At 67.9% G+C, this 26432-nt stretch carries 28 protein-coding genes and 2 tRNA genes; 15 read left to right on the top strand and 15 right to left on the bottom strand.

Annotated elements, in window-relative coordinates; genetic code table 11:
• Position 1 precedes the first annotated feature (1 nt).
• Positions 2 to 1117 (bottom strand): Nif3-like dinuclear metal center hexameric protein, encoded by a 1116-nt coding sequence (locus tag QM774_RS06185; protein ID WP_414975042.1) that lies wholly within the window; start codon positions 1115 to 1117, stop codon positions 2 to 4.
• A gap of 217 nt (positions 1118 to 1334) precedes the next feature.
• On the opposite strand from QM774_RS06185, the gene QM774_RS06190 reads away from it, so the two are divergent.
• Genes QM774_RS06190 through QM774_RS06205 form a run of 4 tightly spaced genes read left to right on the top strand, consistent with a single transcriptional unit; the run spans position 1335 to position 4150 of the window.
• Positions 1335 to 1865, top strand: coding sequence for an HAD hydrolase-like protein (locus tag QM774_RS06190; RefSeq protein ID WP_414975043.1), 531 nt, complete (start codon positions 1335 to 1337; stop codon positions 1863 to 1865).
• 26 nt (positions 1866 to 1891) lie between these two features.
• Complete coding sequence (locus tag QM774_RS06195; RefSeq protein WP_414976606.1) at positions 1892 to 2359, top strand: low molecular weight protein-tyrosine-phosphatase; 468 nt, start codon at positions 1892 to 1894, stop codon at positions 2357 to 2359.
• A gap of 25 nt (positions 2360 to 2384) precedes the next feature.
• Positions 2385 to 3332: an SURF1 family protein gene (locus QM774_RS06200; protein ID WP_414975044.1), complete on the top strand. Its 948-nt coding sequence runs from the start codon at positions 2385 to 2387 to the stop codon at positions 3330 to 3332.
• Positions 3332 to 4150 (top strand): spermidine synthase, encoded by an 819-nt coding sequence (locus QM774_RS06205; protein WP_414975045.1) that lies wholly within the window; start codon positions 3332 to 3334, stop codon positions 4148 to 4150. Before QM774_RS06200 ends, QM774_RS06205 begins: the two co-directional genes overlap by 1 nt.
• A gap of 2 nt (positions 4151 to 4152) precedes the next feature.
• Here the strand turns inward: QM774_RS06205 and QM774_RS06210 are convergent, their stop codons facing one another.
• The 5 genes from QM774_RS06210 to QM774_RS06230 form a co-directional block, all read right to left on the bottom strand.
• On the bottom strand, positions 4153 to 5148 hold the full coding sequence (locus QM774_RS06210; RefSeq protein ID WP_414975046.1) for a glycine betaine ABC transporter substrate-binding protein: 996 nt from the start codon (positions 5146 to 5148) through the stop codon (positions 4153 to 4155).
• Positions 5145 to 5939 (bottom strand): ABC transporter permease, encoded by a 795-nt coding sequence (locus QM774_RS06215; protein ID WP_414976607.1) that lies wholly within the window; start codon positions 5937 to 5939, stop codon positions 5145 to 5147. The genes QM774_RS06210 and QM774_RS06215 overlap by 4 nt, the downstream gene beginning before the upstream one ends.
• An 11-nt stretch (positions 5940 to 5950) precedes the next feature.
• Positions 5951 to 7174: an ABC transporter ATP-binding protein gene (locus QM774_RS06220; RefSeq protein WP_414975047.1), complete on the bottom strand. Its 1224-nt coding sequence runs from the start codon at positions 7172 to 7174 to the stop codon at positions 5951 to 5953.
• A complete protein-coding gene (locus tag QM774_RS06225) occupies positions 7171 to 7815 on the bottom strand; it encodes an ABC transporter permease (RefSeq protein ID WP_414975048.1) in 645 nt (214 codons plus the stop codon). The genes QM774_RS06220 and QM774_RS06225 overlap by 4 nt, the downstream gene beginning before the upstream one ends.
• 208 nt (positions 7816 to 8023) lie before the next feature.
• Positions 8024 to 8917: a TauD/TfdA dioxygenase family protein gene (locus QM774_RS06230; RefSeq protein WP_414975049.1), complete on the bottom strand. Its 894-nt coding sequence runs from the start codon at positions 8915 to 8917 to the stop codon at positions 8024 to 8026.
• A gap of 246 nt (positions 8918 to 9163) precedes the next feature.
• Between QM774_RS06230 and QM774_RS06235 the strand changes: the two genes are divergently transcribed.
• Together QM774_RS06235 and infA are read left to right on the top strand one after the other, a co-directional pair.
• Positions 9164 to 9649, top strand: a complete 486-nt coding sequence (locus QM774_RS06235) for a hypothetical protein (RefSeq protein WP_414975050.1) — start codon at positions 9164 to 9166, stop codon at positions 9647 to 9649.
• A complete protein-coding gene (gene infA / locus QM774_RS06240) occupies positions 9646 to 9867 on the top strand; it encodes a translation initiation factor IF-1 (RefSeq protein ID WP_414975051.1) in 222 nt (73 codons plus the stop codon). Before QM774_RS06235 ends, infA begins: the two co-directional genes overlap by 4 nt.
• Positions 9868 to 9894: 27 nt before the next feature.
• Here infA and QM774_RS06245 read toward each other — a convergent pair.
• Positions 9895 to 9966 (bottom strand) — tRNA-Val (locus tag QM774_RS06245).
• Positions 9967 to 10083: 117 nt separating this feature from the next.
• Here QM774_RS06245 and QM774_RS06250 point away from each other — a divergent pair.
• Positions 10084 to 10896 (top strand): maleylpyruvate isomerase family mycothiol-dependent enzyme, encoded by an 813-nt coding sequence (locus QM774_RS06250; RefSeq protein WP_414975052.1) that lies wholly within the window; start codon positions 10084 to 10086, stop codon positions 10894 to 10896.
• Positions 10897 to 11002: 106 nt separating this feature from the next.
• On the top strand, positions 11003 to 11455 hold the full coding sequence (locus QM774_RS06255; protein WP_414975053.1) for an acyl-CoA thioesterase: 453 nt from the start codon (positions 11003 to 11005) through the stop codon (positions 11453 to 11455).
• Here the strand turns inward: QM774_RS06255 and QM774_RS06260 are convergent.
• A tRNA-Cys gene (locus QM774_RS06260) sits at positions 11456 to 11527 on the bottom strand.
• A gap of 176 nt (positions 11528 to 11703) precedes the next feature.
• On the opposite strand from QM774_RS06260, the gene QM774_RS06265 reads away from it, so the two are divergent.
• Complete coding sequence (locus tag QM774_RS06265) at positions 11704 to 12786, top strand: hypothetical protein (protein ID WP_414975054.1); 1083 nt, start codon at positions 11704 to 11706, stop codon at positions 12784 to 12786.
• A 93-nt stretch (positions 12787 to 12879) separates the two neighbouring features.
• Here QM774_RS06265 and QM774_RS06270 read toward each other — a convergent pair whose 3' ends face one another.
• From QM774_RS06270 to QM774_RS06280, 3 genes are all read right to left on the bottom strand, one after another.
• Positions 12880 to 13377 (bottom strand): peroxiredoxin, encoded by a 498-nt coding sequence (locus QM774_RS06270; protein ID WP_414975055.1) that lies wholly within the window; start codon positions 13375 to 13377, stop codon positions 12880 to 12882.
• Positions 13377 to 13808, bottom strand: coding sequence for a DUF3052 domain-containing protein (locus QM774_RS06275; protein ID WP_414975056.1), 432 nt, complete (start codon positions 13806 to 13808; stop codon positions 13377 to 13379). Before QM774_RS06275 ends, QM774_RS06270 begins: the two co-directional genes overlap by 1 nt.
• 111 nt (positions 13809 to 13919) lie before the next feature.
• A complete protein-coding gene (locus tag QM774_RS06280) occupies positions 13920 to 14414 on the bottom strand; it encodes a hypothetical protein (RefSeq protein WP_414975057.1) in 495 nt (164 codons plus the stop codon).
• 180 nt (positions 14415 to 14594) lie between these two features.
• Here QM774_RS06280 and aceE point away from each other — a divergent pair, with 180 nt between their 5' ends.
• The 6 genes from aceE to QM774_RS06310 all read left to right on the top strand — a co-directional run bounded on the left by aceE (position 14595) and on the right by QM774_RS06310 (position 22408).
• The gene (aceE, locus tag QM774_RS06285) at positions 14595 to 17453 is read left to right on the top strand and encodes a pyruvate dehydrogenase (acetyl-transferring), homodimeric type (RefSeq protein WP_414975058.1); all 2859 of its coding nucleotides are present in this window, start codon (positions 14595 to 14597) and stop codon (positions 17451 to 17453) included.
• Between the two features lie 17 nt (positions 17454 to 17470).
• Entirely contained in the window at positions 17471 to 18736 is a 1266-nt protein-coding gene (locus QM774_RS06290) for a PucR family transcriptional regulator (RefSeq protein ID WP_414975059.1), read from the top strand.
• Between the two features lie 206 nt (positions 18737 to 18942).
• Positions 18943 to 19851 carry an ACP S-malonyltransferase gene (locus QM774_RS06295; protein WP_414975060.1) on the top strand — a complete coding sequence of 303 codons (909 nt, stop codon included), beginning with the start codon at positions 18943 to 18945 and terminating at the stop codon, positions 19849 to 19851.
• A 109-nt stretch (positions 19852 to 19960) separates the two neighbouring features.
• Positions 19961 to 20266: a meromycolate extension acyl carrier protein AcpM gene (gene acpM / locus QM774_RS06300; RefSeq protein WP_414975061.1), complete on the top strand. Its 306-nt coding sequence runs from the start codon at positions 19961 to 19963 to the stop codon at positions 20264 to 20266.
• Positions 20263 to 21531: a KasA/KasB family beta-ketoacyl-ACP synthase gene (locus tag QM774_RS06305; RefSeq protein WP_414975062.1), complete on the top strand. Its 1269-nt coding sequence runs from the start codon at positions 20263 to 20265 to the stop codon at positions 21529 to 21531. Before acpM ends, QM774_RS06305 begins: the two co-directional genes overlap by 4 nt.
• A 358-nt stretch (positions 21532 to 21889) precedes the next feature.
• Positions 21890 to 22408, top strand: coding sequence for a DUF3145 domain-containing protein (locus tag QM774_RS06310; RefSeq protein WP_414975063.1), 519 nt, complete (start codon positions 21890 to 21892; stop codon positions 22406 to 22408).
• Here the strand turns inward: QM774_RS06310 and QM774_RS06315 are convergent.
• The 4 genes from QM774_RS06315 to fadD5 all read right to left on the bottom strand — a co-directional run bounded on the left by QM774_RS06315 (position 22405) and on the right by fadD5 (position 26412).
• Entirely contained in the window at positions 22405 to 22839 is a 435-nt protein-coding gene (locus QM774_RS06315; protein WP_414975064.1) for a hypothetical protein, read from the bottom strand. The two genes, QM774_RS06310 and QM774_RS06315, sit on opposite strands and share 4 nt — an antisense overlap.
• A 48-nt stretch (positions 22840 to 22887) precedes the next feature.
• Positions 22888 to 23697: a serine hydrolase domain-containing protein gene (locus QM774_RS06320; protein ID WP_414975065.1), complete on the bottom strand. Its 810-nt coding sequence runs from the start codon at positions 23695 to 23697 to the stop codon at positions 22888 to 22890.
• Between the two features lie 90 nt (positions 23698 to 23787).
• Positions 23788 to 24708 carry a hypothetical protein gene (locus tag QM774_RS06325; protein WP_414975066.1) on the bottom strand — a complete coding sequence of 307 codons (921 nt, stop codon included), beginning with the start codon at positions 24706 to 24708 and terminating at the stop codon, positions 23788 to 23790.
• A 93-nt stretch (positions 24709 to 24801) separates the two neighbouring features.
• Entirely contained in the window at positions 24802 to 26412 is a 1611-nt protein-coding gene (fadD5, locus tag QM774_RS06330; RefSeq protein ID WP_414975067.1) for a fatty-acid--CoA ligase FadD5, read from the bottom strand.
• Between the last annotated feature and the right edge of the window lie 20 nt (positions 26413 to 26432).

Genomic DNA, 26432 nt, shown 5'->3' on the forward strand with positions numbered 1-26432 from the left:
CTCAGCTCGGGACGACGGTGAACGGATCGGTACAGGTGGTGAAGACCCGGGCGGGGCAGCCGAGGCCGGTGATCAGGTCGGCGGCCGTCGTGCACCACGGGAATTCGGTGGCCCAGTGGCCGGCGTCGATGAAGGCGGGGCCGCCGGCGCGGCGAGCCTCGTCCACGACGTGATGGCGGAGGTCGCCGGTCAGGTAGACGTCGGCGCCCGCGGCGACGGCGGCGTCGACCAGCGAGTCGCCCGCACCGCCGCAGACCGCGACGGTGCTGATCTCGGCGCCCGGGTCACCGGCGGCACGGATCCCCCACGGTGCCGTCGGCAGCACGCGGGCGGCGTGGGAGACGAACTCGCGCAGCGGCATCGGGGCGGGCAGCCGCCCCACCCGGCCGAGTCCGAGGTCGCTGTCGAGCGCCACCTGCGCGAAGACGTCGAAGGCCGGTTCCTCGTACGGGTGCGCGTCACGCAGCGCGGCGAGCACGGTCGCGCGCGCCGCCCGCGGTGCGACCGTCTCGATGCGCTCCTCATCGACGCGGGTCAGGTCGCCGATAGCGCCGAGCGCCGGGGAGGCGTTCTCCTGCGGCAGGAACTGGCCGGTGCCGACCACACTCCACTGGCAGTCGGTGTAGTCACCGACGGCTCCGGCACCGGCGGCGAACATGGCTTCGCTGACCTGCTCGGCGTTGCCTTCCGGCACCATCACCACCCACTTGTCCAGCGGGGCGGCGGGCTCGGGTGCCAGCGGCACGGTGTCGTGCAGGCCGAACAGGTCGGCGAGGGCATCGGAGACCCCGGGCCGGGCCTTGTCGGCGTTGGTGTGCGCCGAATACAGGGCGCACCCGCCCCGGATCAGGCGGTGCAGCAGTCGGCCCTTCGGGGTGTCGGCCGACACCGAGGTCACCCCGCGCATCAGCAGCGGGTGGTGGGCCACGATCAGGCCGGCCCCCAGGTCCAGGGCTTCGTCGACCACCGCGTCGGTGACGTCGACACAGACCAGCGCCGAGGTGACGGAGTCGCCGGGATCGCCGCAGACCAGTCCCGGTGCATCCCACGATTCGGCCAGCGCCGGCGGGTACGCGCGTTCGAGTCCCTCGATCAGCTGACTGAGCGGGACACTCATCGGGCTCCTCCTGGCGGCCGGGGACGACGTGGGAACAACCCTACGTGCACGATGGAGGCCGTGACCTCTCGACCGCTCCCCGATCCCGCCGATCCGGCCACCGCCCTGCTGTTCGACCTCGACGGCACCATCACCGACAGCTTCCCGGGGATCTCGGCGTCCTTCGTGCACGCCCGAACTCGGTCGGCCGGCACCGTCCCCGGAGTTCCTGCGTTCGGTGGTGGGCCCGCCGCTGGTCGATTCGATGCTGGCCTACGGCCTCGACGACGCCGACGCACGACGCGGGGTCACGGTGTACCGGGAACGCTACGACCGCATTGGATGGCGGGAGAACAGCGTCTTCGACGGCATGGCGTCGTTGCTCGACGATCTGGTCGCCGGCGGCCGCACGCTGGCGATCGCGACCAGCAAGCCGCACCCGGTCGCCACCCGGATCCTGGAGCACTTCGACCTGGACCGGTATTTCACGACGATCACCGGCGCCGACGAGTCGGTCGGCAGGCGATCGAAAGCAGACGTCATCGCGAAAGCCCTGGACGTACTAGGCTCGGAGGTGAAGTCGACGCCCCCGGTCATGATCGGTGACCGCTCCCACGACGTCGAAGGCGCTGCGGCGCACGGCTTGCCGGCGATCGCCGTCGGATGGGGGTACGCCCGCCCGGGGGAGGTCGACGAAGCCGCGTGGACCGTCGCGACGGTCCCCGAACTCCGCGAGGTACTCAGGTGTCCGACCACAACACCGACGTAAGCCGGGATCCTTCCGATCCGTCCCCGGTGCTGCACGTCTGCTTCGTGTGCACCGGCAACATCTGCCGATCCCCGATGGCTGAGTCGATCTTCGCGGCCGCCGTGCAGGAGGCGGGCCTGTCCGATGTGGTGCGGGTGTCCAGTGCCGGCACCGGCGGCTGGCACGTCGGCGAGCCCGCCGACAACCGGGCGCGGACCGAGCTCGTCGCCAACGGCTATCCCGACCATCACGTGGCGGCCCAGTTGGACGCGGACCGGTTGTCCGCCGATCTGCTGGTCGCGCTGGACTCCAGCCATGTGCGGGAACTGTCCCGCAAGCGCCTGGGCGACCGGGTGCGGCTGCTGCGCAGCTTCGATCCGCACGCCGACGGCGAGGACGTTCCGGATCCGTACTACGGCGGTCCGGAAGACTTCGCCGCCGTGCGCGAACAGATCGAGGCCGCGGTGCCCGGCCTGCTCGCCTGGGTGTACGCCACCCTCTCTCAGCAGGACTGAACGAGGCGGGCAGTAACCTGGGTGCGTGCAGTGGCTGCGGACGTTCTTCAAACCCGGATGGGTTCTGGTGGCCGTGCTGGCCGTCGTCTTCGCCGCCGCCTGCTTCCTGATCCTCGCGCCGTGGCAGCTGGGTAAGAACACCACCACGGAGCACCGGAACAACCTGATCAAATCCGCGGCGAAGACCGGCCCGGTGCCGATCGATCAGCTCGCCGCGCCCGGCGCCGGCCTGGCACCGGACGACGAATGGCGTGAGGTGACCGTGAACGGTCACTATCTGCCGTCCCAGGAGGTGCGGCTGCGTCTCCGATCGGTCGACTCCCAGCCCGCGGTCGAGGTGGTGACACCGTTCGCGGTGGCCGGCGACCCGGACCGCACCATCCTGGTGGACCGCGGATATGTGCGCCCGGGCGGCGACGGCTCGGTGGTGATCGCCCCGGCCCCCACCGGTGAGGTCAGCCTGGATGCGCGGCTGCGGAAGTCGGAGGGCACCAGCCCGGGCAAGGAGCCGCGCCGCGAGAACGGCGCCCCGACCGCCTACACGATCGATACCGCGGCGCTGGGTTCGTTGACCGGGCTGACGCTCGACCCGTTCTATCTGCAGCTGAGTGACGACCAGCCCGGCAGCCTGACGCCGATCGGGCTGCCGCAGCTCGAGTCGGGCCCCTATCTGTCGTACGGCCTGCAGTGGCTGGCGTTCGGGATCATGGCTCCGCTCGGCGTCGCCTACTTCGTGTACGCCGAGGTGAAGCATCGGCGTGCGTTGCGGGCGCGCGCGGAGGGCGGTGTGCTGCCGCCGCCCGACGACGACGGTCGCGGTGCGGAGAAGCGCCGGATCCGGGACGAGCTGCGGGCCGCCAGCGCCCCCGACACTGCCAGTGTCCGTTCGACCGCCGAGATCGGTGCGGGCACCGAGCCGGCGTCGCCCGACGACGATGTGAAGGCCAAACTGGCCCGCCGGTACGGCCGCTGATGGCCAAGACTCCCCACCCGGAAGCCGGCAGCTTCGACATCTCGACCGGGACCGCCGAGTTGACCCCGGACGGTGTCGGCGGCTGGCTGCTGACCGTCAACGGCGCGCAGAGCAGTCACATCGACCCGTTCGATCCGGGCAATCTCGAGTTCGAGTACATGCGCCAGGCCGCGCACGTGATCGCCGACGCCCACCCCGACGCCGCGGCACCGCTGCGCGTGCTGCACCTCGGGGCCGCGGCCTGCGCCCTCCCCCGCTATCTGGCGGACAGGTATCCGCAGTCACGTCACGTGGCCGTCGAGATCGATGCGGAGCTGGCGCGGCTCGCCCGTGAATGGTTCGACCTGCCCCGCGCACCGCGACTGCGGATCCGCGTCGGCGACGCCCGGGACGTGGTCACTTCGCTGACCGAGCACACCCGCGACGTGGTGATCCGCGATGCGTTCGCCGAGTCCGTCACCCCGATGCATCTGAAGACGGTCGAGTTCACCGAGGCGGTCCGCCGCGTCCTGGCGCCGGGCGGGCTCTACATCGCCAATGTGGGCGACCGCCGCAGACTGATGTCGGCGCGCATGGAGATCGCCGCGATCAGCGACGTCTTCACGCACACCGAACTCATCGCCGACCCGGCGATGTTCAAAGGCCGGCGCAGCGGCAACATCATCGTCGTCGCCGGTGACGATCCGATCCCCGACTCCGCCGACCTGGCCCGCCGCCTGCGCAGCGACCCCGAACCGGCGCATCTGCTGACCGGCCGCGAGGTGACCGCGTTCATCCGCGACGCTCCGCCGTTCCGCGACGGCACACAGTCAGGCTGACGTCAGTCGGCGGCCTTGACCAGACCCGCCGACACCAGCCAGTCGTAGGCGACGTCGGCCGGATCCTCGCCCTTGATGTCGACGCGGCCGTTGAGATCCTGCATCACGTCGTCGGTGAGCTTGTCCGAGACCGCAGCCATCAACGGCGCGATCTGCGGGTGGGCGTCGAGGAAGTCGTGGCGGACGACCACGCTGCCGTTATAGGGCAGGAAGAACTTCTTATCGTCGACCAGCACCTGAAGGTTCAGGTTCGGGATGCGGCCGTCGGTGGTGTACACCATGCCGAAGTTGCACGGGTTCCCCTTCGCCGTGGAGGTGTACACGACACCGGAGTCCATGCGGGTGACATTGCCCTGCGGCACCCCGCCCGGGGTGTCGAAAGGAATGCCGTAGGCCTTCAGCATGGGCAGGAAGCCGTCGGCACGGGAGAAGAACTCGTCGTTGATACAGAAGGTGCGCTCGTTGGCCGGCAGGGCCGCCACATCGGAGAGCGTCTTGACACCCAGCCGCTGCGCGACCTGCTGCGAAGCCGCGAATGCGTAGGTGTTGTTGAAGTGCGACGGCGGCAGCCACACCAGATCGTTGTCGGCGAGTTCGACGTCGTGGACCTTCTGCCACAACTGCTGCGGGTCGCTGACCGTCTCGGTTTCGTGGTGGTAGACCTGCCAGGCGGTGCCGGTGTACTCCCACTGGATGTCGGCCTCACCTTTGAGTTCGGCCTGCCGCGCCGACGCCGAGCCCGGGGCGCCGGTCATGTCCCGGATGTTGGCCCCGAGTGCGCCGAGATAGATTCCGGTGATCTTGCCGAGGATCACCTGTTCGGTGAAGTCCTTGGAGGTCACCGTCACATCGACTCCGGCCAACGGACGCTGGCCGTCGACGGAGGCCGCCGGATGCAGGGTGCCGGTCGAACTGATCAGGCCGCAGCCGGCCAGGACGGCGACGAGTGCCGCGGCCAGCGCGGTCAGGGGCGCTGAGCGGCGGAGCTGCCGGTTCATGCGACTCCCTTCGGGGTGGCGGCCAGTTCCACCAGACGGCCCAGCCAGTCGATGACCAGTGCCAGCAGTGCCACCAGGATCGCTCCCGCCACCAGCACCTTCGGGAGGAACAGGTTGACGCCGGTGGTGATCAGGGTGCCCAGGCTGGTGGCGCCGATGAACGTGCTCAGCGTCGCGGTACCGACCAGGATGACCAGCGCGGTCCGCACACCGTTGAGGATCACCGGCACCGCCAGCGGCAACTCCACCTGAAACAGCGTGCGCGCCGCCGAGTAACCGATCCCCCGCGAGGCCTCGATGGTGTTGGCATCGACCTGCCGCAGACCGATGATCGTGTTCTGCAGGATCGGCAGCACCGCGTAGACCACCAGACCGAGAACCGCGGTCTTGAAGCCGGTACCGAAGGCGAAGGTGAACAGGACCAGCAGGCCGACCGCCGGAGCGGCCTGCCCCACGTTCGCCACGCCCACCGCGATCGGCGTCAGACGCCGCAGCGACGGACGGGTCAGCAGGATGCCGAGCGGGACGGCGATCGCGATGACGATGGCCGCCGCGATGACCGTCAGTTTGATGTGCGCCCAGATGGTGTCCTGCAGGACCGACCACTGCAACTGGGCCTTCTCGGTGTCGGTGAAGGTCGCCGTCGCGTACCAGGTGAAGAATCCGGCGGCGAGGACGACGATCACGAGCGGCTTGAACCAGACGTCCACCGGCAGCCGGCGGAACCGGGTGGCGAGCGACGGGCCGCCACCACCGGGAGCCGGTCCGAGGTCCGCGTCGACGGTCGCCATCGCGGCGGCGGTCATGATGCGTCACCCCCGTGTTCGGCCTCGGCGAACTCGGTGTAGCCCTGTTCGTCGGGCTGGGCGTCGTCGAGCTGACCACGGATGATGTCGGTGACGTCGGCCATACGCAGCCAGCCCTGCACCGTGTTCCGGCCGTCCACCACCAGGGCGCCGCCCTGACTGGCGGACAGCATCGCGTCGAGCGCATCCTGCAACGTCGACGAGGGAGCCACGACCGGGAGTCGCGGGTCGCTGTAACTGGAGATCTCCGGAACGGTGCCGATCTCCTTGACCGACGGCCAGGCGCGGGGATGACCCTTGCGGTCGACCACCACCACCCACTTGTCCTTGGCCGCCTTCGCGCGGGCGATCACGTCCTTGGACGGCTCGCCGACGGTCGCGGTGACGACCGGCTGCAACTCGACGTCGCGCACACGGGTCAGGGACAGCTGCGCGAGCGTGGCACCGGAGCCGATGAACTCCTTGACGAAGTCGGTGGCCGGGTTCGCCAGGATCTCGGCGGGCGTCGCGTACTGCTCGATGTGGCCGCCCTTGGAGAAGATGCAGACCTTGTCGCCGAGTTTGGTGGCCTCTTCGAAGTCGTGGGTGACGATGACGATCGTCTTACCCAGCTTGTGATGGATGTCGATGAGACTGTCCTGAAGGCGCACGCGGGTGATCGGGTCGACGGCGCTGAACGGCTCGTCCATCAGCAGCACGGGCGGATCGGCGGCGAGGGCCCGGGCCACACCCACACGCTGCTGCTGGCCACCGGACATGTCCTTCGGAAGCCGCTTGCCGAACTCGTCGGGATCGAGCCCCACCAGTTCCAGCAGCTCCCGGGTTCGCTCGGCGATCTTCTGCTTGTCCCAGCCCAGCAGACGCGGAATCGCACCCACATTGCGTTCGACGGTCCAGTGCGGGAACAGGCCACCGGACTGGATGACGTACCCGATCTGCTGCCGCAGCTTGTCTGGGTTCACGCCGGTCACGTCGCGATCGGCGATATAGATCTTGCCGGCCGTCGGCTCGATCAGGCGGTTGATCATCTTGAGAGTCGTGGTCTTGCCGCACCCCGACGGCCCGACGAAGGCGACGATGTGCCCGGCCTCGATGTCCAGATCGAGGGAGGCGACGGCAGGCTCGGACTGCCCCTTGTACAGCTTCTCCACACCGTCGAGACGGATCGATGCACCCGTGACCTCGCGGTCGGCGGCGGTGTTCTTTTCGGTGGTGGTCACTTGAGTCCCTTCGAGATGGTCAGTCGTCCGAGCAGCACCAGGAGCGCGTCGAAGACGAGGGCGATGAGGACGATCAGCACTGTGCCGGCGGCCGCCATGGTGAGAGCGTTGGTACCGCCGAGGCGGGCCAAGCCGTTGAAGATCAGCGAACCCAGACCCGGGCCCAGCACGTACGCGACGATCGCAGCCACGCCGACGATCATCTGCGTCGAGACCCGGATCCCCGTCAAGATCACCGGCCACGCGATCGGCAACTCCACCTGCAGCAGGATCCGCCAGCGCGGCAGACCGATCCCGCGGGCGGCCTCCACCACATCGGGCGAGACGGATCGGAGCCCGACGATGGCGTTGCCGATCACCGGCATGGCGGCGAAGAACGCCAACATCACGAACGACGGCACCACGCCGAGCCCGAACGGGATGATCAGGAGCGCCAGGAGGGCGAGTGAAGGAATGGTCAGCGCGACCCGGCTCGCCGTGACGGTCAGCGCCGATCCGAGCGGCGATCGGTACACGAGGAGCGCGATGACGATGGCCACCAGCGATCCCACGAGCACTGTCTGGAACGCCAGCGATGCGTGCTGGTAGGTGAGGAAGCCGAGGGTGTCCCATCGGTCCCGGATGTAGTCCCAGAGATTCATTTGTCCGCCGATGCTTGCGATGGACTCGGGTCAGGTGTGGCGTAGGTGTTCTCAGTCATGTGTTCGTCCTTCCCCTGTGACGTCGTCGTCCCACGGGCGTGCCCACTACTGTGCCCAGATCTGGCAGTCATGTGGGTGATTTGACGGATAACGATTCGGAGAACGGTCCTGACCTGCGCCGATTCGGCGTGTTGGGGCGACCTGGACGTCAGGAACGATCGGTCGCCGGCCCGAACGGCTCGTCGCCGCGGAGGGTCACACGGTGCATGACGCGGCGCTGCGGAAGGTAGTCGCGGTTCGCGTAATGGATGGTGTTCCGGTTGTCCCAGAGCACCAGATCGCCCAGACGCCACCGGTGCCGCACGATGTGTTCGGGCTTGGTGAGATGGGCGTAGAACAGGTCCAGCAGACCCCGGCTCTCGGCGTCGGTGACGCCCTCGATGTGCGAGGTGAATCCCGGGTTCACGAAGAGCGCCTTGCGGCCGGTCTCGGGATGTATCCGGACGACCGGATGCCGGACCGGGGCGAGATCGGTGACCTGCTCCCCGTCCCAGAGGTTGCCGCGGCCGCCGCGCCGCTGTCGCAGGTAGTAGCCGAACTCGCGGTTGCCGTCGTGCACGGCGTGCAGTTCGTCGGCCAGGCGCTGCACCGGAGTGGAGAGCGACTCGTAGGCCAGTTCACCGTCGGCCCAACTGGTGTCGCCGCCGTGGGGCGGAAGAACCAGCGGTCGCAGGACCGAGCCGGCCGGCGGCCGCGGCATGAAGGTCACGTCCGTGTGCCAGACGTCGGCGAAGCCGTTGTCGGCACTGTCGAGCGCATAGACCTCATCGGGCACCGATGTACCCGAATCCCAGACCGGGTGGCCGGTGGTGACCTCACCGAGTCGCTCGGCGAAGCGCACATGCGCGGAGTCGTCGAGGGACTGGTCGCGCAGGACGATCACCTTGTATTCGAGGAGTGCCGCACGCAGCAGGGCGACCTCACCGTCGTCCGCCGACGCGACGTCCACGCCGCTGAGTTCGGCACCGAAACGCGGGCCGAGCGGCGCCACGTCCAGCTCGCGGCCGGCGGTGACGATGCCCTGATCGATGATGGCGGTCATGTGCGGTCCTTCCCGTGACGCCCGGTTCCGGGCTGATTCCTGTCTACTGCTCGGACGCCACGTCGCCCAGGCTTGGACCCACGGTGATCGGAACACCGGCTGCTACCCTGGGGGCAACCGTGATTGACCTTGAGGAGGTGAGAACCGTGAACGTTTCAACGATGTCGGTGCTCCCTCCGATCTCACGGTCGACGTAGGTGTCATCACCAGGAGCGCCGCTCACCGGCACTTCTGGAAGGCACGACCATGAACGATTCCCCTCTTACTCTGCGGCGCGCGGAGAACGGCGACTGGCTCGCCGTCGATGACGAACAACGGACCGTCGCCAGCGGCGGACAGTCGAGACGGCCCGGATTCATCAGCGTCGACGCGTGGACGTCCCCGGCGTTCGACCTGGTGGCGGCCGCGCTCATCGCCGATCAGCCGTCTCCGCTGTACACGGTCGCGAATGCGGCCGACGACGAACTGATCGAGTCGTGGCGACGGTGCGGATTCGCCGAACATCGGCGGCTGACCTGCTACCGGATTCCGTTCGACGCCCCGATTCCGGCGCCACCGCCCACCGTCCGGGGCCTGAATCTCCACGACCGGCGCGCCCGGATCGTGCTCCGCGGTCCGGCGGCACCGTTCTTGGCGGTCGACGTCGACGTCTCCGACCGAGAGGCCGTCGACGTGATCGAATCCCTCGGTGGGCGCGCTGTCGAGACCAACGTCGAGTTGGTGCGGTCATGACCGGCACCACTCATGCCATCGAAGCCGAGGGCACCGTGATCGAAGCGCTCCGGAACGCCTCGTTCCGCGTCGAACTCGACAACGGGCACGTGGTGTTGGCGCATATCAGCGGCAGGATCCGCAGGAACTACATCAAGATCGTTCCGCTCGATCGGGTGCTCGTCGAGATCAGTCCCTACGACCTCTCACGGGGCCGGATCGTGTTCCGGTACCGATAGGACGCTCGCGTCGACGACGGTATTCGGTGCGGGCAGTAGGGATCGAACCTACGACCGCTGGTGTGTAAAACCAGTGCTCTACCGCTGAGCTATACCCGCGCGACGGTGGAGGCGAAGCCGCACCGACAGGTGAAAGGTTATCCGGTCCCCGGACCCGCCCCAAACCGTCGGAGCCCCGGTTAGCGTGGAGTCCTGCGCCCACCCCAGGAGGTCTCCGTGGCCACACACGTGCCGCAACAGCCGGTGATCGATGCACTCGGCCGGCTCTGGTCGACGATCGACGAGGTCGTCACCCCGATCAGCGACGACCAGTGGTCGGCGTCCTCGGGCCTGCCGGGATGGAGCAATGCGGACGTGATCGCCCACATCGTGGGCACCGAACGGTTCTTGAGCGGCGACCAGCCGGATCCGGGCCGCGACGTCTCTGCGCTCGATCACGTCCGCAACCCGATCGGTGAACTCAACGAACGCTGGCTCGACCACTACCGGTCCCGGTCCCGGGACGAGCTGATGGACGACTACCGCTCGGTGACCGCGGCCCGTCTGGCGACGCTGGCCGCGATGAGCGACGACGACTGGAACGCCGACGCGATGACTCCCGCCGGACCGGACACCTACGGCCGGTTCATGCGGGTACGCGTGATGGATTGCTGGGTGCACGAGATCGACCTGCGCGATGCGCTCGGCGCGGGCGAGGTGGCCGATCCCGTGCCGGCCGGCTTCGCCCGCGAGGAGATGACCGCCAATCTGCCGTTCGTCGTCGGCAAACGCGCCGGCGCACCGGACGGGTCGCGGGTGGCCGTCGATTTCAGCGGGGTCTCCCCGGCGCGGGCGGATCTGGCCGTCGACGGCCGGGCCGCTCTCGTCGACACCCCCGCCGGCGATCCCGACGTCGTGCTGCACGTCGACCTGGCCGACTACGCCCGGCTCGTGGGCGGCCGGCCGAAAGCCGATCCGTCGCGAGTCCGGATCGACGGTGATCAGGAGCTCGGTACCCGGATCGTCGGCGCCCTGCACTACATGATCTGACCGGACCGACTCTCTACGATGTGAACGGCAGAACGATCACCGCGACTGCGAGGGCAGACGACTGAGTCCCACGACCACCGACGACGGGGATCGCCAGCACCTCACCATGACCGTGCTGATGACCCCGGACATGGCCAACTTCACCGGCAACGTGCACGGCGGAACGATTCTGAAGTTCCTGGACGAGGTCGCCTACGCCTGCGCCAGTCGGTACGCGGGCCGCTACGTGGTGACGCTGTCGGTGGATCAGGTGGTGTTCCGCGAACCGATCCGGGTCGGTGAGCTCGTCACGTTCCTGGCATCGGTGAACGCCACCGGCCGCACCTCGATGGAGGTCGGGATCCGGGTGATCACCGAGAACGTGCGTACCCGCGTGGTGCGGCACACCAACTCGCGCTTCTTCACGATGGTCGCCATGGACGACGACGGAAAGCCCACGCCGGTGCCGCCGTTGACGCCGACCACCCCGGACGATGTGCGCCGCCGGCAGCAGGCCGTCGAGCGCCGAGAGCTGCGCCGCCAGACCGAGGAGCTGCATCGCCGCATCCACGAGGATTAGAGCGGATGGCGGGATTCGAACCCGCATGGGACGGTTTTGCAGACCGCTGCCTCGCCTCTCAGCCACACCCGCGTGTCTCCACTCTGACGCGGGAAGCCGCTCGGCGCGAGGGTTGAATTCATGCTGAATCGACCGAATTCAGGGCCCATCTCCCCTGGTCGGACATCATTCGGCGACCCAGCTGTGACCGATTCGTAGCGCTTGAGGGGTTGCAACTACTGTGACTAATGGGGTCAAATGTAACTATTGTGATTACTAAGAAGCTCACCCACGCCCTCAACGCCGCACGTCGCATCACCCCGCGACGCGGCGCAGCCGTCCTCGCCGGTGCCGCCATCGCGGCCGGCCTGACCGGTCTGGCAGCAGCGCCCGCGCACGCTTCCCCGGTCACCGATTCCCTCAACCTCCCGCCGGAGATCTCCGAGCAGATCGACAAGCTGCAGGACCTGCCGACCAACGGCTCGTCCGACCTGTCGTCGCTCCTCGACCTGGTCCCCGGTCTCGGCCAGGGCAAGGACAGCCCGCTTCCGGCCAACGCCAAGACCCAGTGCGCCAGCGTCGTGCACTTCGGCGACAGCACCTGGACCGGCGCCGACGATGTCGCCAAGGTGACCGCCGCCGACGACACCCTGACCACGCAGTACAAGCGGGTCGGTGCCACCGCCGAAATCAAGCACGCCGGCAACACCCTCAGTGACATCGCCACCGCCGTCAAGCAGGAGCAGAGCAATGCCAAAGACACCTGCTTCGTGATCGCCGCCGGCACCAAAACCGCCTCGACCGGCGCGAACGCCGCCAGCGGCATCGAATCGGTGCTCACCGCGGCCGGCGACCACGCCGTCCTGTGGCCGACCGTCGCCGTGGCCGACAAGACCACCCTCACCGGGTACACCGACAGCAACATGCGCTCCTTCAACGATGCGCCGAAGGCGGCCGCGGTCAAGCACAGCAACCTGCGCATCGCCGACCTGGCCGCCAAGACCGACGACACCTGGTTCAGCGCCGATGGCGTCGACCTGAACGCGACCGGTCTCGCCGACCGCAACCGCTCCCTCGCCGACGGCCTGGCCACCGCCTTCCCGAAGGGCACCAGCCTGCCGGGCGAGGACGACACCACGGCCACCACTCCGGACACCGACAAGTCCAAGCAGGACGAGAAGAAGACCGAGACCAAGCCGACGACGCCGAAGACCACCACTCCGGCGACGCCGAACATCCTGCCGCCGGAAGTCCAGAAGCTGCTGCCGGGTGGTCAGACCACTCCGAAGACGCCGGCCACGCCGACGCCGACCACCCCTGCGACCCCGGCACCCAGCGCCACGCAGGAATGATCGACGCGCACCAGATCGACGTGCCGCGCTGATCGACCGACACGACGAAGCCGGCCACCCTCTTTCGGAGGGTGGCCGGCTTCGTTCGTCAGCTCAGGATCCGGCAGCGGCGCCGGAGACCTCGGCGAGTGCGGCCCGCCAGGTCTCCTCGGTGCGGGCCTCCCCCGGCCCCACCATCGCCGAGAACACGATCCGGCCGGAACCGTCGACCACGAACGTGCCGCGGTTCGCGTAGCCGCGCGCCTCGTCGAACACGCCGTAATCGCGGGCGACCGCCCCGTGCGGCCAGAAGTCGGAGAGGATCGGCATCAGGAAGCCCTGCGCCGAGGACCACACCTTATGGGTGGGCGGCGGGCCGACCGATACGGCGACCACGGTGATCCCGGCGTCGTCGAACTCGGCTTGATGATCGCGGAGCCAGCCCAACTCGCCCTCGCAGGTGCCGGTGAAGGCCAGGGGGAAGAACACGACCAGTACCGGCCCCGCCGAACGGAGCCCGCCCAGCGACACCTGCTGATTGTTCTGGTCCCTGAGGGAGAAGTCGGGCGCCTGGGCGCCGACCGGCAGCGGAGCGGCCGCGGCAGCCGCCATCAGCGCTTACCACCGCGCGCACGCGGCGACACCAGGCGCGAGGCCGACCAGTCCCCCAGATTGACGACATTGGTCTGCGACAGGCCGGCCGTCGGTGCGGCCTCGGCGATCTCGCTGGGATCGACGTACCCGGGACGCCCGGTCTTCGGCGACACCACCCACACGTACCCGCCGTCGGCGAGCGGACCGATCGCATCCATCAACGCGTCCACCAGGTCGCCGTCGCCGTCACGCCACCACAGCAGCACCGCGTCGACCACCTCGATCGCATCCTCGTCGAGCATCTCGCCGTCGATGACGTCCTCGATGTCGGCGCGCAGGTCGTCGTCGGTGTCCTCGTCCCACCCGAGTTCCTGGATCACCATTCCCTTGGCGAAGCCGAGTTTCCCGACGTTCCCGTCGGCGTTGTCTTGATCTGCGGCCGGTACCACCGGGCGTGACCTCCTTGAGTCGTAGCGGTCCGGGAGTCCCCCGAATGCGTGGATCGTGCGATCTCAGCTAAGCGTAAAGGGTCATCGGACCCGCCACCAGCGGTAACCGGCTCAACCGCCGGTCGGCATGAACTCGCCGCACGCATTGATCAGCGCGGTGCGTTTGTCGCTCCACTCGGTGGTCGCCCGGTTCAGGGCGACCTTGCGCTTGGCGCCGATCTGTTCGGAGAGCTGGTCGGTGGAGGTGAGAAACGCCTGCACCTTGTCGTCGAGGTCGGACGGGACCTCCGGCTTCTCGGCCTTACGGATCAGGCCGGCGCCGGTGTCGAGGGTCTCCCGCGCGTAGCGGTCCTCCTTGTCGAGGGCGCTGTAGTCCTGTGTCTGGTTCAGCCGGGTGATGAACGTGTTGTAGTCGCGCACCATCACCCCCGCCGAGGTGATGACCTGCAGACAGACCGTGCGCGCGGCGTCGGCCCCCTGGGTCGACTCGGTGGTCACGGTGGTGGTGCTGACCGAGGGACGCTCCGACGGCGCCGGCTCCTCGCCGCCGCACGCCGTGACGCCGAGCAGCACCGCGCCCGCGATCGCCGCGGACGCCGCCCTCACACGTGACACGCTCTCCCCTGTCTCGCCCCCGCAGTCCGAACACGTCGCGGACCACACTGGATCGAGCGTATAGCGCGCAGGTCCCTCCATCGCGCACGGCCGCGCGAAAAGCCTGTATCGGACAGGCGTTCCCCGGCTCCGTCCACGTAACCCTCGCGGGCGCGTGTGACTTGGTGCACGATGGAGAACAGGTCGCCCTCACCCGGGCGACGACGTTTCCGGGCGCCCATCACGTGCCCGGCCGACACAAGCGAACAGGTGGAGAGCGTGACCGATCAGTCCGACGTGAAAACCGGCCTCACCAGCAGTAATCGGGTTCGGGTGATCCGAGAAGGTGTGGCGAGTTACCTGCAGGACAGCGACCCCGGCGAAACCGAGGAGTGGCTGGAGTCGTTCGACTCGCTGCTGGAGAACGCCGGACCGGACCGGGCCCGCTATCTGATGCTCCGCATGCTGGAGCGCGCCGAGGACAAGCGCCTCCATCTGCCGGCGTTGACCTCGACCGACTTCGTCAACACCATTCCCACCGATCTCGAACCCGAGTTCCCCGGCGACGAGAACATGGAGCGCCGCTACCGCGCCATGATCCGCTGGAATGCGGCCGTCATGGTGCACCGCGCCCAACGGCCCGGAATCGGCGTCGGCGGCCACATCTCCACCTACGCGTCGTCGGCCTCCCTGTACGAGGTCGGCTTCAACTACTTCTTCCGCGGGCTGGACCATCCCGGCGGCGGCGACCAGATCTTCTTCCAGGGCCACGCGTCGCCCGGCATTTACGCCCGCGCCTTCCTGGAGGGCCGGATCGACGAGAAGCGGATGGACGGCTTCCGGCAGGAGCACAGCCACGCCGGTCTCGGCGGCGGCCTGCCGTCGTACCCGCATCCGCGGCTGATGCCCGAGTTCTGGCAGTTCCCGACGGTGTCGATGGGCCTGGGCCCGATGAACGCGATCTACCAGGCCCGCTTCAACAAGTATCTGCATCTCAACGGGATCAAGGACACCTCCGATCAGCACGTGTGGGCGTTCCTCGGCGACGGCGAGATGGACGAGCCCGAGTCGCGCGGTCTGGCGCAGATCGCCACCAACGATCACCTCGACAACCTGACCTTCGTCGTCAACTGCAACCTGCAGCGTCTGGACGGCCCGGTGCGCGGCAACGGGAAGATCATCCAGGAGCTGGAGTCGTTCTTCCGCGGCGCCGGATGGCATGTCATCAAGGTGGTGTGGGGCCGCGAGTGGGATCCGCTGCTGCAGGCCGACACCGAGGGCGCGCTGGTCAATCTGATGAACAAGACGCCCGACGGCGACTACCAGACCTACCGCGCCAACGACGGTGCCTACATCCGTGAGCACTTCTTCGGCCGCGATCCCCGCACCAAGGAACTGGTCAAGAACTACTCGGACCAGGACATCTGGAATCTCAAGCGCGGCGGCCACGACTACCGCAAGATCTTCGCCGCCTACCAGGCCGCGCTGGCGCACAAGGGCCAGCCGACGGTGATCCTGGCGCACACGATCAAGGGCTACACCCTGGGCAGTCACTTCGAGGGCCGCAACGCGACGCACCAGATGAAGAAGATGGCGCTCGACGATCTGAAGGCCTTCCGCGACACCACCCGGGTGCCGATCACCGACGCACAGCTCGAAGCGGACCCGTACCTGCCGCCGTACTACCACCCGGGAATGGATTCTCCCGAGGTCAGCTACCTGCTGGAACGCCGGCGCGAGCTCGGCGGCGCACTGCCGCAGCGTCACCTGACGCCGGAGCCGTTGACGGCGGACACCTCGGGCGCCCTCAAGGCCGTGACCGGCGGCTCGGGCAATCAGCAGGTGGCCACCACCATGGCGTTGGTCCGGATCTTCAAGGAACTACTCCGCGACAAGGAGATCGGCCATCGGATCGTGCCGATCATCCCGGACGAGGCCCGTACCTTCGGCATGGACTCGTGGTTCCCGACGCTGAAGATCTACAACCCGAACGGTCAGCACTACACGTCGGTGGACGCCGACCTGATGCTCGCCTACAAGGAGTCCGATCACGGACGGATCCTGCACGAGGGCATCAACGAGGCCGGTTCCACGGCCGCGTTCACCGCGGTGGGCACGTCGTATGCGACGCACAACGAACCGATGATCCCGCTGTACATCTTCTATTCGATGTTCGGGTTCCAGCGCACCGGCGACGGCCTGTGGGCCGCCGGCGATCAGATGGCGCGCGGCTTCGTGGTCGGTGCGACCGCCGGCCGCACCACCCTGACCGGTGAGGGCCTGCAGCACGCGGACGGTCACTCGCACCTGCTGGCGGCGAGCAACCCGGCGGTCGTGGCCTACGACCCGGCGTTCGCCTACGAGCTGGCCCACATCATCGACGACGGTCTGCGCCGCATGTACGGCCCCGATCCGGAGAACGTGTACTTCTATCTCACCGTCTACAACGAGCCGATCCATCAGCCCGCCGAACCGGAGAACCTGGATCTGCCGGGACTGCTCAAGGGCGGCTACCTGTTCCGGGCCGGACCGGACGGCAAGAAGCACAAGGCCGCGATCCTGGTCTCCGGCGTCACCATGGGTGACGGACTGGCCGCTCAGGATCTGCTCGCCGAGGACTTCGACGTGTCCGCCGACGTCTACTCGATCACCTCGTGGAACGAGCTGGCCCGCGACGGCATCGACGCCGACAAGCAGGAGCTGCGCGAAGGCACCGTCCGCACGCCGTACGTCACCGAGCTGCTGGGCCGCACCGACGGACCGGTGGTCGCGGCGTCGGACTACCAGCGCGGCGTGCAGGAGCAGATCCGCGCCTACGTGCCCGGCACCTACTTCACCCTGGGCACCGACGGCTTCGGCTTCTCCGACACCCGTCCGGCCGCGCGCCGCGTCTTCAACGTCGACGCGCAGTCGATCGCGGTCGGCGCTCTGGTGGCGCTGGCCCGCGACGGCAAGATCGACCGGTCGGTGGCCGCTGACGCCGCCGCGAAGTACCGGATCACCGACGTGGCCGCCGCTCCCGCGCAGACCAGCGATCCCGGCGTCGCCTGACCCCGTAGATTGGTGGGGTGCCCGACACTCCGCTGAACCCGGTTCCGGCCGCCGACGACGGCGACCGGACTCCGGGGTCCGCGCTGCCCGAATCGGCGCAGGACGCCCTGCCCGAGGCGTTGTTGCGGCGGGTGAAGCAGTACAGCGGACGTCTGGCGACCGAAGCGGTGCATTCGATGTCCGATCAGCTGCCGTACTTCGAGGACCTCGACGCCGCCCAGCGCGCGAGCGTGCAGATGGTCGTGCAGACGGCGGTGGTGAACTTCGTCGAGTGGATCCGCGATCCGGAGGGCAACGTCCGCTTCACCGTCCAGGCCTTTCAGGTGGTGCCGCAGGACCTGGCCCGCCGCATCACACTGCTGCAGACCGTCGAGATGGTCCGCGTGGCGATGGAGTTCTTCGAGAAGTGGCTGCCTCTGCTGGCCCGCGAGGACGATCAGCTGCGCGCCCTGACCGAATCGGTGCTGCGGTACGGCCGTGAGATCGGCTTCGCGGCGGCGGCGATCTACGCCGACGCAGCCGAGTCGCGCGGCGCCTGGGATTCACGGCTGGAGGCGCTCGTCGTCGACGGCGTGGTCCGTGGGGACATGGGCCCGCAGCTGCTGTCGCGCGCCGCCGCCCTCAACTGGGATTCGGACGCTCCGGCGACGGTGATCGTCGGATCGCCGCCACCCGAGCAGAACGTGTCGGTCCCCTTGGCCATTCACAACACCGCCAAGCAGTACGACCGCGCGGCCCTCTCGGTGGTGCAGGGACATCGCCTGGTCGCCATCGTGAGCGGCGCGATCGCGCCGACCGACCGCTTCTTGACGGACCTGTTGCAGCATTTCGCGGCCGGTCCGGTGGTGATCGGCCCGACGACCGCGAATCTGACCGGCGCCCATGCCAGTGCCACCGAGGCGATCGCCGGCATCGAGGCGGTGGCGGGGTGGCCGGCCGCACCGCGTCCGGTCTACAGCTCCGATCTGCTGCCCGAGCGCGCCCTCGACGGCGATCCGACGGCGGTCAGCACGCTCATCGACACCCTGGTGCTTCCGCTCGAGGACAAGTCGGGGTCGCTGACCGAGACCCTCGACGCGTTTCTGAGTGCCGGATGTTCGGTGGAGTCGTGCGCGCGGGCGCTGTACATCCATCCAAATACTGTGCGATATCGACTGAAAAAGGTGGCGGATGTCACTGGACGTGATCCATCTAACCCTCGCGACGCCTACGTTCTGCGTGTCGCGTCGACCGTCGGCCGTTTGAAACGATTCGGCGAACAAACGCGCTCACAAACCACATGAGTCACAGAAGTTGCGGGCATCAGTATCCATTTGTGCTGGCAGAGCCGATTTGGCAACGATAGGGTAACGGATCTCAACCCGGAAACGATGGGGTTGAGACCGTAGGGTCATAGGACCCGGTTTTGTAGGAACCCCACAAAAATGGGCGCGAAACTTCGAATCCTCCGACACCCCGCGAGACCCCTCCGACGGTGTTCTCTAATCAGGTGCTCTCGTTGTTGGCGCCCGGACAGGGCTCGCAGAAACCCGGAATGCTCACCGATTGGCTCGAGCTGCCCGGCGCTACCGACCATGTGAAGACCTGGTCGGAGCTGACCGGTCTCGACCTCATCCGTCTCGGCACCACCGCGACGGCCGACGAGATCACCGACACCGCGATCGCGCAGCCGCTCATCGTGGCCTCCGCGCTCCTGTCGTTCGAGCATCTGGGCAGCCATGAAGCACTGCCCCACGAAACCATCGTCGCCGGCCATTCCGTCGGCGAGCTGACCGCCGCCGCCCTCGCCGGGGTCATCACCCCCGACGAGGCCGTCCGCCTGGCCGCCATCCGCGGCGCCGGAATGGCCAAGGCGTGCGCGCTCAAGCCCGGCACCATGGCCGCCGTCCTCGGCGGCGACGAGGGCGAGGTCCTCGACCGCCTGAGCGAGTACGACCTGGTGCCCGCCAACCGCAACGCGATCGGCCAGATCGTGGCCGCCGGCGCCGTCGAAGGCATCGACAAGCTCGTCGACAATCCGCCGGAGAAGGCCCGTATCCGTCCGCTCGCGGTCGCCGGCGCCTTCCACACCCACTTCATGGATCCCGCACAGGAGGCGTTCGCCGCCGCCGTCGCCGAGATCACGCCCAGCCAGCCGCAGTTCACGCTGCTGTCGAACGCCGACGGCAAGCCGGTGTCCAGCGGCGAGGAAGCCCTCTCGAAGATCGTCGAGCAGGTGACCAGCCCGGTGCGCTGGGACCTGTGCACCCAGTACATGCGCGACCAGGGAACGGCCGCCATCGTCGAGCTGCTGCCCGGCGGAACGCTCATCGGAATCGCCAAGCGCGAGTTGAAGGGCGTGCCGACGCGCGCCGTCAAGGTCCCCGCCGATCTGGAGGACCTGCCAGGACTTGGATAGCGGCCGGGAACCCCCGGCCCCCGGAAAGCCGAAAGGCTAGTCCACAGCGGCGTAACACGCCGCTTCCGGAAACCGAAGAATATGTACCCCCATACGAAGGGAGCCCACCGTGGCTGTTAGTCAGGACGATCTGGTCGCCGGTATTGCCGAGATCATCGAAGAGGTCACCGGTATCGAGCCCTCCGAGGTCACCATGGACAAGTCGTTCGTGGACGACCTGGACATCGACTCGCTGTCGATGGTCGAGATCGCCGTTCAGATCGAGGACAAGTACGGCCTGAAGGTTCCGGACGAGGACCTCGCCAACCTGCGCACCGTCGGTGACGCCGTGGCCTACATCCAGAAGCTGGAGGCCGAGAACCCCGAGGCTGCCGCTGCTATCCAGGCGCAGATCGAGGCGGACAAGAAGTCGTGACCGAACTGCGTGATTTTTCCACTCGCGGTGGAGAATTCCCCAGTGTGGTGGTGACCTCCATGGTCGCCACCACCTCCCTCGGTGCCGATCTCGACACCACCTGGGAGAAGCTCCTCGCCGGCGAGTCCGGCATCCGGGAGCTGACCGACGACTTCGTCACCAAGTACGGGGAACTCCCCTGCCGCGTCGGTGGCCGTCTCGTCCAGGATCCCTCCGAGGAGGTCTCGCGCGTCGAGGCCCGCCGGATGGCCTACGTCGAGCGCGTCTCGCACGTCATGAGCAAGCGTCTCTGGGCGCAGGCCGGTGAGCCGGAGGTCGATCCGGAGCGTCTGGCCGTCGTGATCGGTACCGGTCAGGGCGGCGGCGACGCGATGGTCGACGCGGTCAAGGCGATCGAGGAGTCGGGCAACTACCGCAAGGTGTCGCCGCTGGCGGTGTCGATGGCCATGCCGAACGGCCCGGCCGCGGTCGCCGGCCTGAACGTCGGCGCGCGCGCCGGCGTCATCACGCCGGTCTCGGCCTGCTCGTCGGGCGCCGAAGCCATCGCTCACGCATGGCGGCACATCGTCATGGGTGACGCCGACATGGTCGTCACCGGTGGCGTGGAAGGTCACATCGACGCGATTCCGATCGCCGCGTTCTCGATGATGCGTGCGATGAGCACGCGCAACGACGATCCGGCGGCCGCGTCGCGTCCGTTCGACAAGGATCGTGACGGCTTCGTCTTCGGTGAGGCCGCCGCGATGATGATCATCGAACGCGAGGATCACGCCAAGGCACGCGGTGCGCACATCCATGCGCGCATCATGGGCGCCGGCATCACCTCGGACGGTTACCACCTGGTGGCGCCGGACCCCTCCGGTCAGGGCAACACCCGTGCGATGAAGCGTGCCATGCAGACGGCCGGACTCGATCCGAAGGACGTCACGCATGTCAACGCGCACGCCACGTCGACGCCGATCGGCGACACCGCCGAGGCACTGGGCATCACGCACGCCGTGGGCAACCACGCGGCGATCTACGCCCCCAAGTCGGCTCTGGGCCACTCGATCGGCGCCGTCGGTGCTCTCGAGGCCGTCCTGACCGTCAAGGCGGTGGAGGATTCGGTGATCCCGCCGACCCTGAACCTGGAGAACCTCGACCCCGAGTGCGGCGACATCGACGTCGTCCACGGCGAAGCCCGCCGCGGACAGATCGATTACGCACTGTCGAACTCCTTCGGTTTCGGCGGTCACAACGTTGCACTGGCCATCGGCCGGTACTGACGAGATCCGCTCGTAGAAGTGCCCCTGCTCCCCGCCGGAGTGGGGGCACTTCTCGTTTCCCGCACGCTCCTCGCACGCTCCTTGAGCTTGTCGAAAGGACTCTGATGACCGTCATCGACGCGACCGAAGCCGGCTGGACCTGAGACGTCCTGCGACTCCCTGGGCCACCCGCGAGGCGCAGGATCCGCTCCTGCTATCAGTTTCGGCGACACTCCGACCTCACGACACGCCGGAAGTCTCAAGAAAGTACTAGCGCAACAGATGTCACTCCAGGCATAATCAGAAACAACAACTGAACTTCCGGTGCGATGCGGTGTGTTGGGGAAGACGTTCCTCGTCGACTCGGAGGTGAAAGACAGTGCGCAATCTGAATCAGTTTGCGGAGATGACGAGCGGAGTGGTCTACATCCACGCCGCTCCGGTCGCGCTGTGCCCGCATGTGGAGTGGGCACTGTCGTCGACCCTGAACGCGCGCGCGGACCTCAAGTGGTCGGCGCAGGACGCGGAACCCGGACGTATGCGCGCCACGGTGGACTGGACCGGCCCGGTGGGGACCGCCGCCCGGCTCACCAACGCGCTGCGCGAATGGTCCGGCATCTACTTCGAGGTCACCGAGAACCCGAGCGACGGCGTCGACGGCGAACGCTTCGCCTACGTCCCCGGTCTGGGCCTGTGGCACGGCCAGACGATGGCCAACGGCGACGTCATCCTGTCCGAGATGCGCCTGCGCGCCCTCCTCGACTCCCAGCCCGACAGCTTCGGCCTGGCCGGCGAGATCGAGTCCGCGCTCGGCACCGCCTGGGACGAGGCCCTCGAGCCGTACCGCATGGGCGGAGTGGGCGCCGAGGTGACCTGGCTGCACCAGCGGGTCGGCTAGACCCTCTCCGTACCGGTCTTCGGCGTTGTCGTCGGAGTCTTCTTCGCCGAGACCTCGTCGATCCAGGACGGCACCTCCGGCAGTTCCTGGTTCTGCTGCTCGGCCTTGCGGCGGTCCTCCCGTTCGACCTCGATGATCGTCAGCGCGCGCCCGATCACCGACTCGACGGTCAGCACCACCGCACACAGGATCGCCAGGGATCCGGGCACCAGCACCAGCATATCGTCGATCTGTTCCCAGGCCGACGGGCTCCAGATGGCCACCCAGGTGAGAAGCAGTGCGATGACGGTGACGATCACCGAGAACAGCGCGGTGCGCCGATGCCGACGCACCACCTTGCGGGACAGCTGGAAGTTCGCGGCGAACGCGAGCAGCAGGACGGCGAACAACGCCATCAGATTGCCGAGATCGTCGCTGGTCAGATCGCGCATGCCGGTTCCGCTCCCCTGTCGAATGGCTTCGAAGGAAGCGTAGTGGAGTCAGCCGTCGAGTTCGGCCACCACGGCGGTGTTGAAGTCGCTCCACAGCGGTTTGGCCCACGCGCCGAACGCGCGGTCGGTGAGGACGATGCACGCGGCCTGTCGTTCCGGGTCCACCCACAGGAACGTTCCCGACTGACCGAAGTGGCCGAACGTGTTCGGTGAACCGGTTCGCGCCGTCCAGTGCGGCGACTTGCCGCCGCGGATCTCCGGTCCCAGCCCCCAATCGTTGGGGCGCTGCTTGCCGTAGCCCGGCACGAACCCGTCGAGCCCGGGAAAGTGCACCGTGCGGGCAGCCAGCGCCGTCTGCGGCGACAGGAGACGCGGGTCGGTGAGGTCGGCGGCGAACGCGGTCAGATCGTCCACACAGGACGACGCCCCGTGCCCGGCCGGCCCGTCCAGGGTCGTCGACGCCATGCCGAGCGGGTCGGCGACCGCCTCACGCAGATAGTCGGCGAAGCCGAATCCGGTCGCCTGTTCGACCGTCTCGGCGAGCACGTCGTAACCGGCGGACGAATAGATCCGCTGGGTGCCCGGCTCGGCGATCGCGTCCCGGGTGTCGAAGGCCAGGCCCGAGGCGTGCGCCAGCAGGTGCGCGACCGTGGACCCGGGCGGTCCGGCCGGATCGTCGAGATCGAGCGCCCCCTCCTCCACAGCCACCAGCACGGCCTGCGCGACCAGGAGTTTGGTGACCGAAGCGAGTGGATACACCCGCTGCCGGTCGCCGTAGGTCGTGACGCCCCCGTCGGTCAGCAGCGCCGCCGACACGTTGTCGACCGGCCAGTCCGCGAGGCTCTGCAGTGCGTCCACGTCCCGCAGCCTACGCCGGACCCCGCATGCACGAGGGCCCCGCTCGCCGTGGCGAACGGGGCCCTCGTGGCCTGTGTCGGAGTGAACCGATCAGCCGGCCGGAACCGGAACCGGAGCGCTGCTCACCGGAGCGGGAACGACGCTGGTCGGAACCGGCGCGCCCGAGGTGGCCGGAGCGTGCACGATGCTCGGATCGTCGACGGTCTCGTCGAGGTCACCGGAGGTCAGGCCGGTGCCGCCGTTGAGGATGTTGTCGATGGTCGCCTGGGGAACGCCGCAGTGCAGGCGGGCCTCCGGCTCCCAGCTCTTGGTCAGACGCTTGGCGCCCGCCGCGCGAGCCTCGTCCACCGTGCCGGACACGACCTTGTCGGGGTTGACGTGGCCGGTGATCGTCGCACCGTCCTTGCAGACGTGGTACGTGCTGCCGGTCGGCGAGTACCAGACGACGCCCTTCGGGTTGGTGATCTGGTTGACGATGTTGTTGTCGGTGCTGTAGCCCTCCTGCGAGGCAGGATCCCAGTCGGCCGAACCGGCGACCACGGCGGCGCCGATCAGAATGGCCAGACCGCCCAGGAGGCCCTTCTGCTTACCGCTCAGGTCCTTGTCGGTGAAGATCAGGACGATGATCGGCAGGAACGCGATCACGGCGATGATGGCGCCGAGCTGGTTCTGCACGAAGAACCGGAACTTCTCCTGTGCGGAGGCCGGATCGATGTGGTTGGCCTTGCGCCAGAAGTACGCGCCGATCAGGGTCAGCGCGGCCATCACGACCAGCAGAATGATCAGCAGGGTCATGTGGTCGCCCGTGTCGTGGGCGAGCAGGATCTTCCAGATCACGTAGACCTCGACCGCGATCGAGGCGACCCACAGGACGGCCGCGATGATGCGGTACGTCAGGGCCTTCTTCTTCGCCTCCGGCGTCGCGACGAATGCGGTACCGGGTGCGGTGTCGCTGTCGGTCGCCATTGCGAGATCCGCGGCGCGCTGCCGACGGGCCTTGTTGTCTGCCATTCTTCCTCCAAGTAAGGCCGGTCGGCGCACCACGTCCTCGGGCCGCCACGACCGGTCAAAGCTCGTTAAGCGTACCCGCTGGTCACCGAAGAATCAGTCAGCCAGGCCAGCATCTTTGGAACCGAACTCTTCGCGCAGCTTCGGCTTGACCACTTTGCCGCCCGCGTTGCGGGGCAGTTCGTCGACCACCACGAGATCCTTGGGGTGTTTGAACCGGGCCAGATTCTCGTTCAGGAACGGCTCGATGTCGGCGAGCGTGAGGTCGTCGACTCCTGTCGCGGGCACGACGACGGCCACCGGCACCTCACCCCACTTCTGGTCGGCGCGGCCGATGATCGCGGCCTCGGAGATCTTCGGGTGAGAGAACAGGACGTTCTCCACTTCGGCGCAGTAGATGTTCTCGCCGCCGGAGATGATCATGTCCTTGGCGCGGTCGACCACGTAGAGGAAGCCCTCGTCGTCGGCGCGGACCAGATCGCCGGAGTGGAACCATCCGCCGCGGAACGCGTCGGCGGTCCCTTCCGGGTTCTGCCAGTAGCCGACCATCAGGTTCGGTCCGCGGTAGACGATCTCGCCGACCTCGCCGGGTGCGACGTCCTCGCCGAGCGGATCGACGATGCGCGCGGTCACCGCGGGCACCACTTGGCCGATGGAGCCGATCTTGCGTCGCGCGTCCTTGCCTTCGAGGACGCAGGTGATCGGCGACATCTCGGTCTGCCCGAACACGGCGACGTTGGCGGCGTCCGGGAAGGTGTCGTTCATGGCCTGCAGCACGGTGTCCGACGCCGGGGCCGCGCCCCACGACATGACGCGCAGCTGCAGATTCCGCTTCTTGGCCTGCTGAGCAGCGCAGACGGCCTGCCATTGCGCCGGCACGAGGAAGATCGAGGTGGTGCCCTCGGCCTCCATCAGGTCCAGGAGGTCGTTGGGGTCGAAGGCACCCAGCGGATGGATCAGCGAGAGTGCGCCCATGTAGAACAGCGGCGCCATCGCGCCGAGACCGGCGATGTGGAACATGGGTGCCACACACGATCCGATGTCGTCGGGCTTGGTGCCCAGCGCTTGGATGCAGGTGAGCGCCTGGGCCTGCATGTTCTCGTGGGTGAGCATGGCGCCCTTGGGTTTGCCGGTGGTGCCGGACGTGTACATGATGAGCGCGACGGTGTCCTCGGGCACGTCGATCTCCGGCAGGTCGGAGGCGTCTTCGGCGGCCAGGTCCTCGTACTTCAGGTGCTTGTCGTCGGTGTCCCCGACGACCACGACGTTCCGGATCGTCCCGGTCATGGCGGCGACGGCGTCGGCGAGCGGCGCCAGCAGCGATTCGGTGACGATCATCTCGGCTCCCGAGTCCTGGACCAGGAAGGCGATCTCCGGTGGTGTCATGCGGATGTTCACCGGCACCGGGATGGCGCCGACGAGATTGGCCGCGAACACGGTTTCGACGTATTCGCTGCGGTTGAGCATCACCACCAGGATGCGATCGCCGAAGCCGACGCCCCGGCGGCGCAGGGCGGCGGCCAGCCGGCGCACGCGGTCGTCGAGTTCCGACCACGTGGTGACCGACCCCATGAACTTGAGTGCCGGCTTGTCGGGCGTCATGGCCGCATGGCGTCGCACCTGGTTGTTCCAGTGGTTGCGGCGCGAACGGGTGGGCTCGGAGTCGAGGGCGAGGCCGAGGCTGTTGGTGGCGGTGCCGGCGGTCATGGTTGCTCCTTGTGGGATCG

Origin of the sequence: Gordonia sp. (in: high G+C Gram-positive bacteria) (genome assembly GCF_047600565.1) — a bacterium.
Classification (GTDB): Bacteria; Actinomycetota; Actinomycetes; order Mycobacteriales; family Mycobacteriaceae; genus Gordonia.

Bases quoted from the DNA above. Each gene is read 5' to 3' on its own strand.
- QM774_RS06185 (WP_414975042.1), bottom strand. From the start codon at position 1,117: ATGAGTGTCCCGCTCAGTCAGCTGATCGAGGGACTCGAACGCGCGTAC.
- QM774_RS06205 (WP_414975045.1), top strand. From the start codon at position 3,332: ATGGCCAAGACTCCCCACCCGGAAGCCGGCAGCTTCGACATCTCGACC.
- QM774_RS06210 (WP_414975046.1), bottom strand. From the start codon at position 5,148: ATGAACCGGCAGCTCCGCCGCTCAGCGCCCCTGACCGCGCTGGCCGCG.
- QM774_RS06215 (WP_414976607.1), bottom strand. From the start codon at position 5,939: ATGGCGACCGTCGACGCGGACCTCGGACCGGCTCCCGGTGGTGGCGGC.
- QM774_RS06225 (WP_414975048.1), bottom strand. From the start codon at position 7,815: ATGAATCTCTGGGACTACATCCGGGACCGATGGGACACCCTCGGCTTC.
- QM774_RS06230 (WP_414975049.1), bottom strand. From the start codon at position 8,917: ATGACCGCCATCATCGATCAGGGCATCGTCACCGCCGGCCGCGAGCTG.
- QM774_RS06235 (WP_414975050.1), top strand. From the start codon at position 9,164: ATGAACGATTCCCCTCTTACTCTGCGGCGCGCGGAGAACGGCGACTGG.
- infA (WP_414975051.1), top strand. From the start codon at position 9,646: ATGACCGGCACCACTCATGCCATCGAAGCCGAGGGCACCGTGATCGAA.
- QM774_RS06255 (WP_414975053.1), top strand. From the start codon at position 11,003: ATGACCGTGCTGATGACCCCGGACATGGCCAACTTCACCGGCAACGTG.
- QM774_RS06270 (WP_414975055.1), bottom strand. From the start codon at position 13,377: ATGGCGGCTGCCGCGGCCGCTCCGCTGCCGGTCGGCGCCCAGGCGCCC.
- aceE (WP_414975058.1), top strand. From the start codon at position 14,595: ATGGAGAACAGGTCGCCCTCACCCGGGCGACGACGTTTCCGGGCGCCC.
- QM774_RS06315 (WP_414975064.1), bottom strand. From the start codon at position 22,839: ATGCGCGATCTGACCAGCGACGATCTCGGCAATCTGATGGCGTTGTTC.
- QM774_RS06325 (WP_414975066.1), bottom strand. From the start codon at position 24,708: ATGGCAGACAACAAGGCCCGTCGGCAGCGCGCCGCGGATCTCGCAATG.
- fadD5 (WP_414975067.1), bottom strand. From the start codon at position 26,412: ATGACCGCCGGCACCGCCACCAACAGCCTCGGCCTCGCCCTCGACTCC.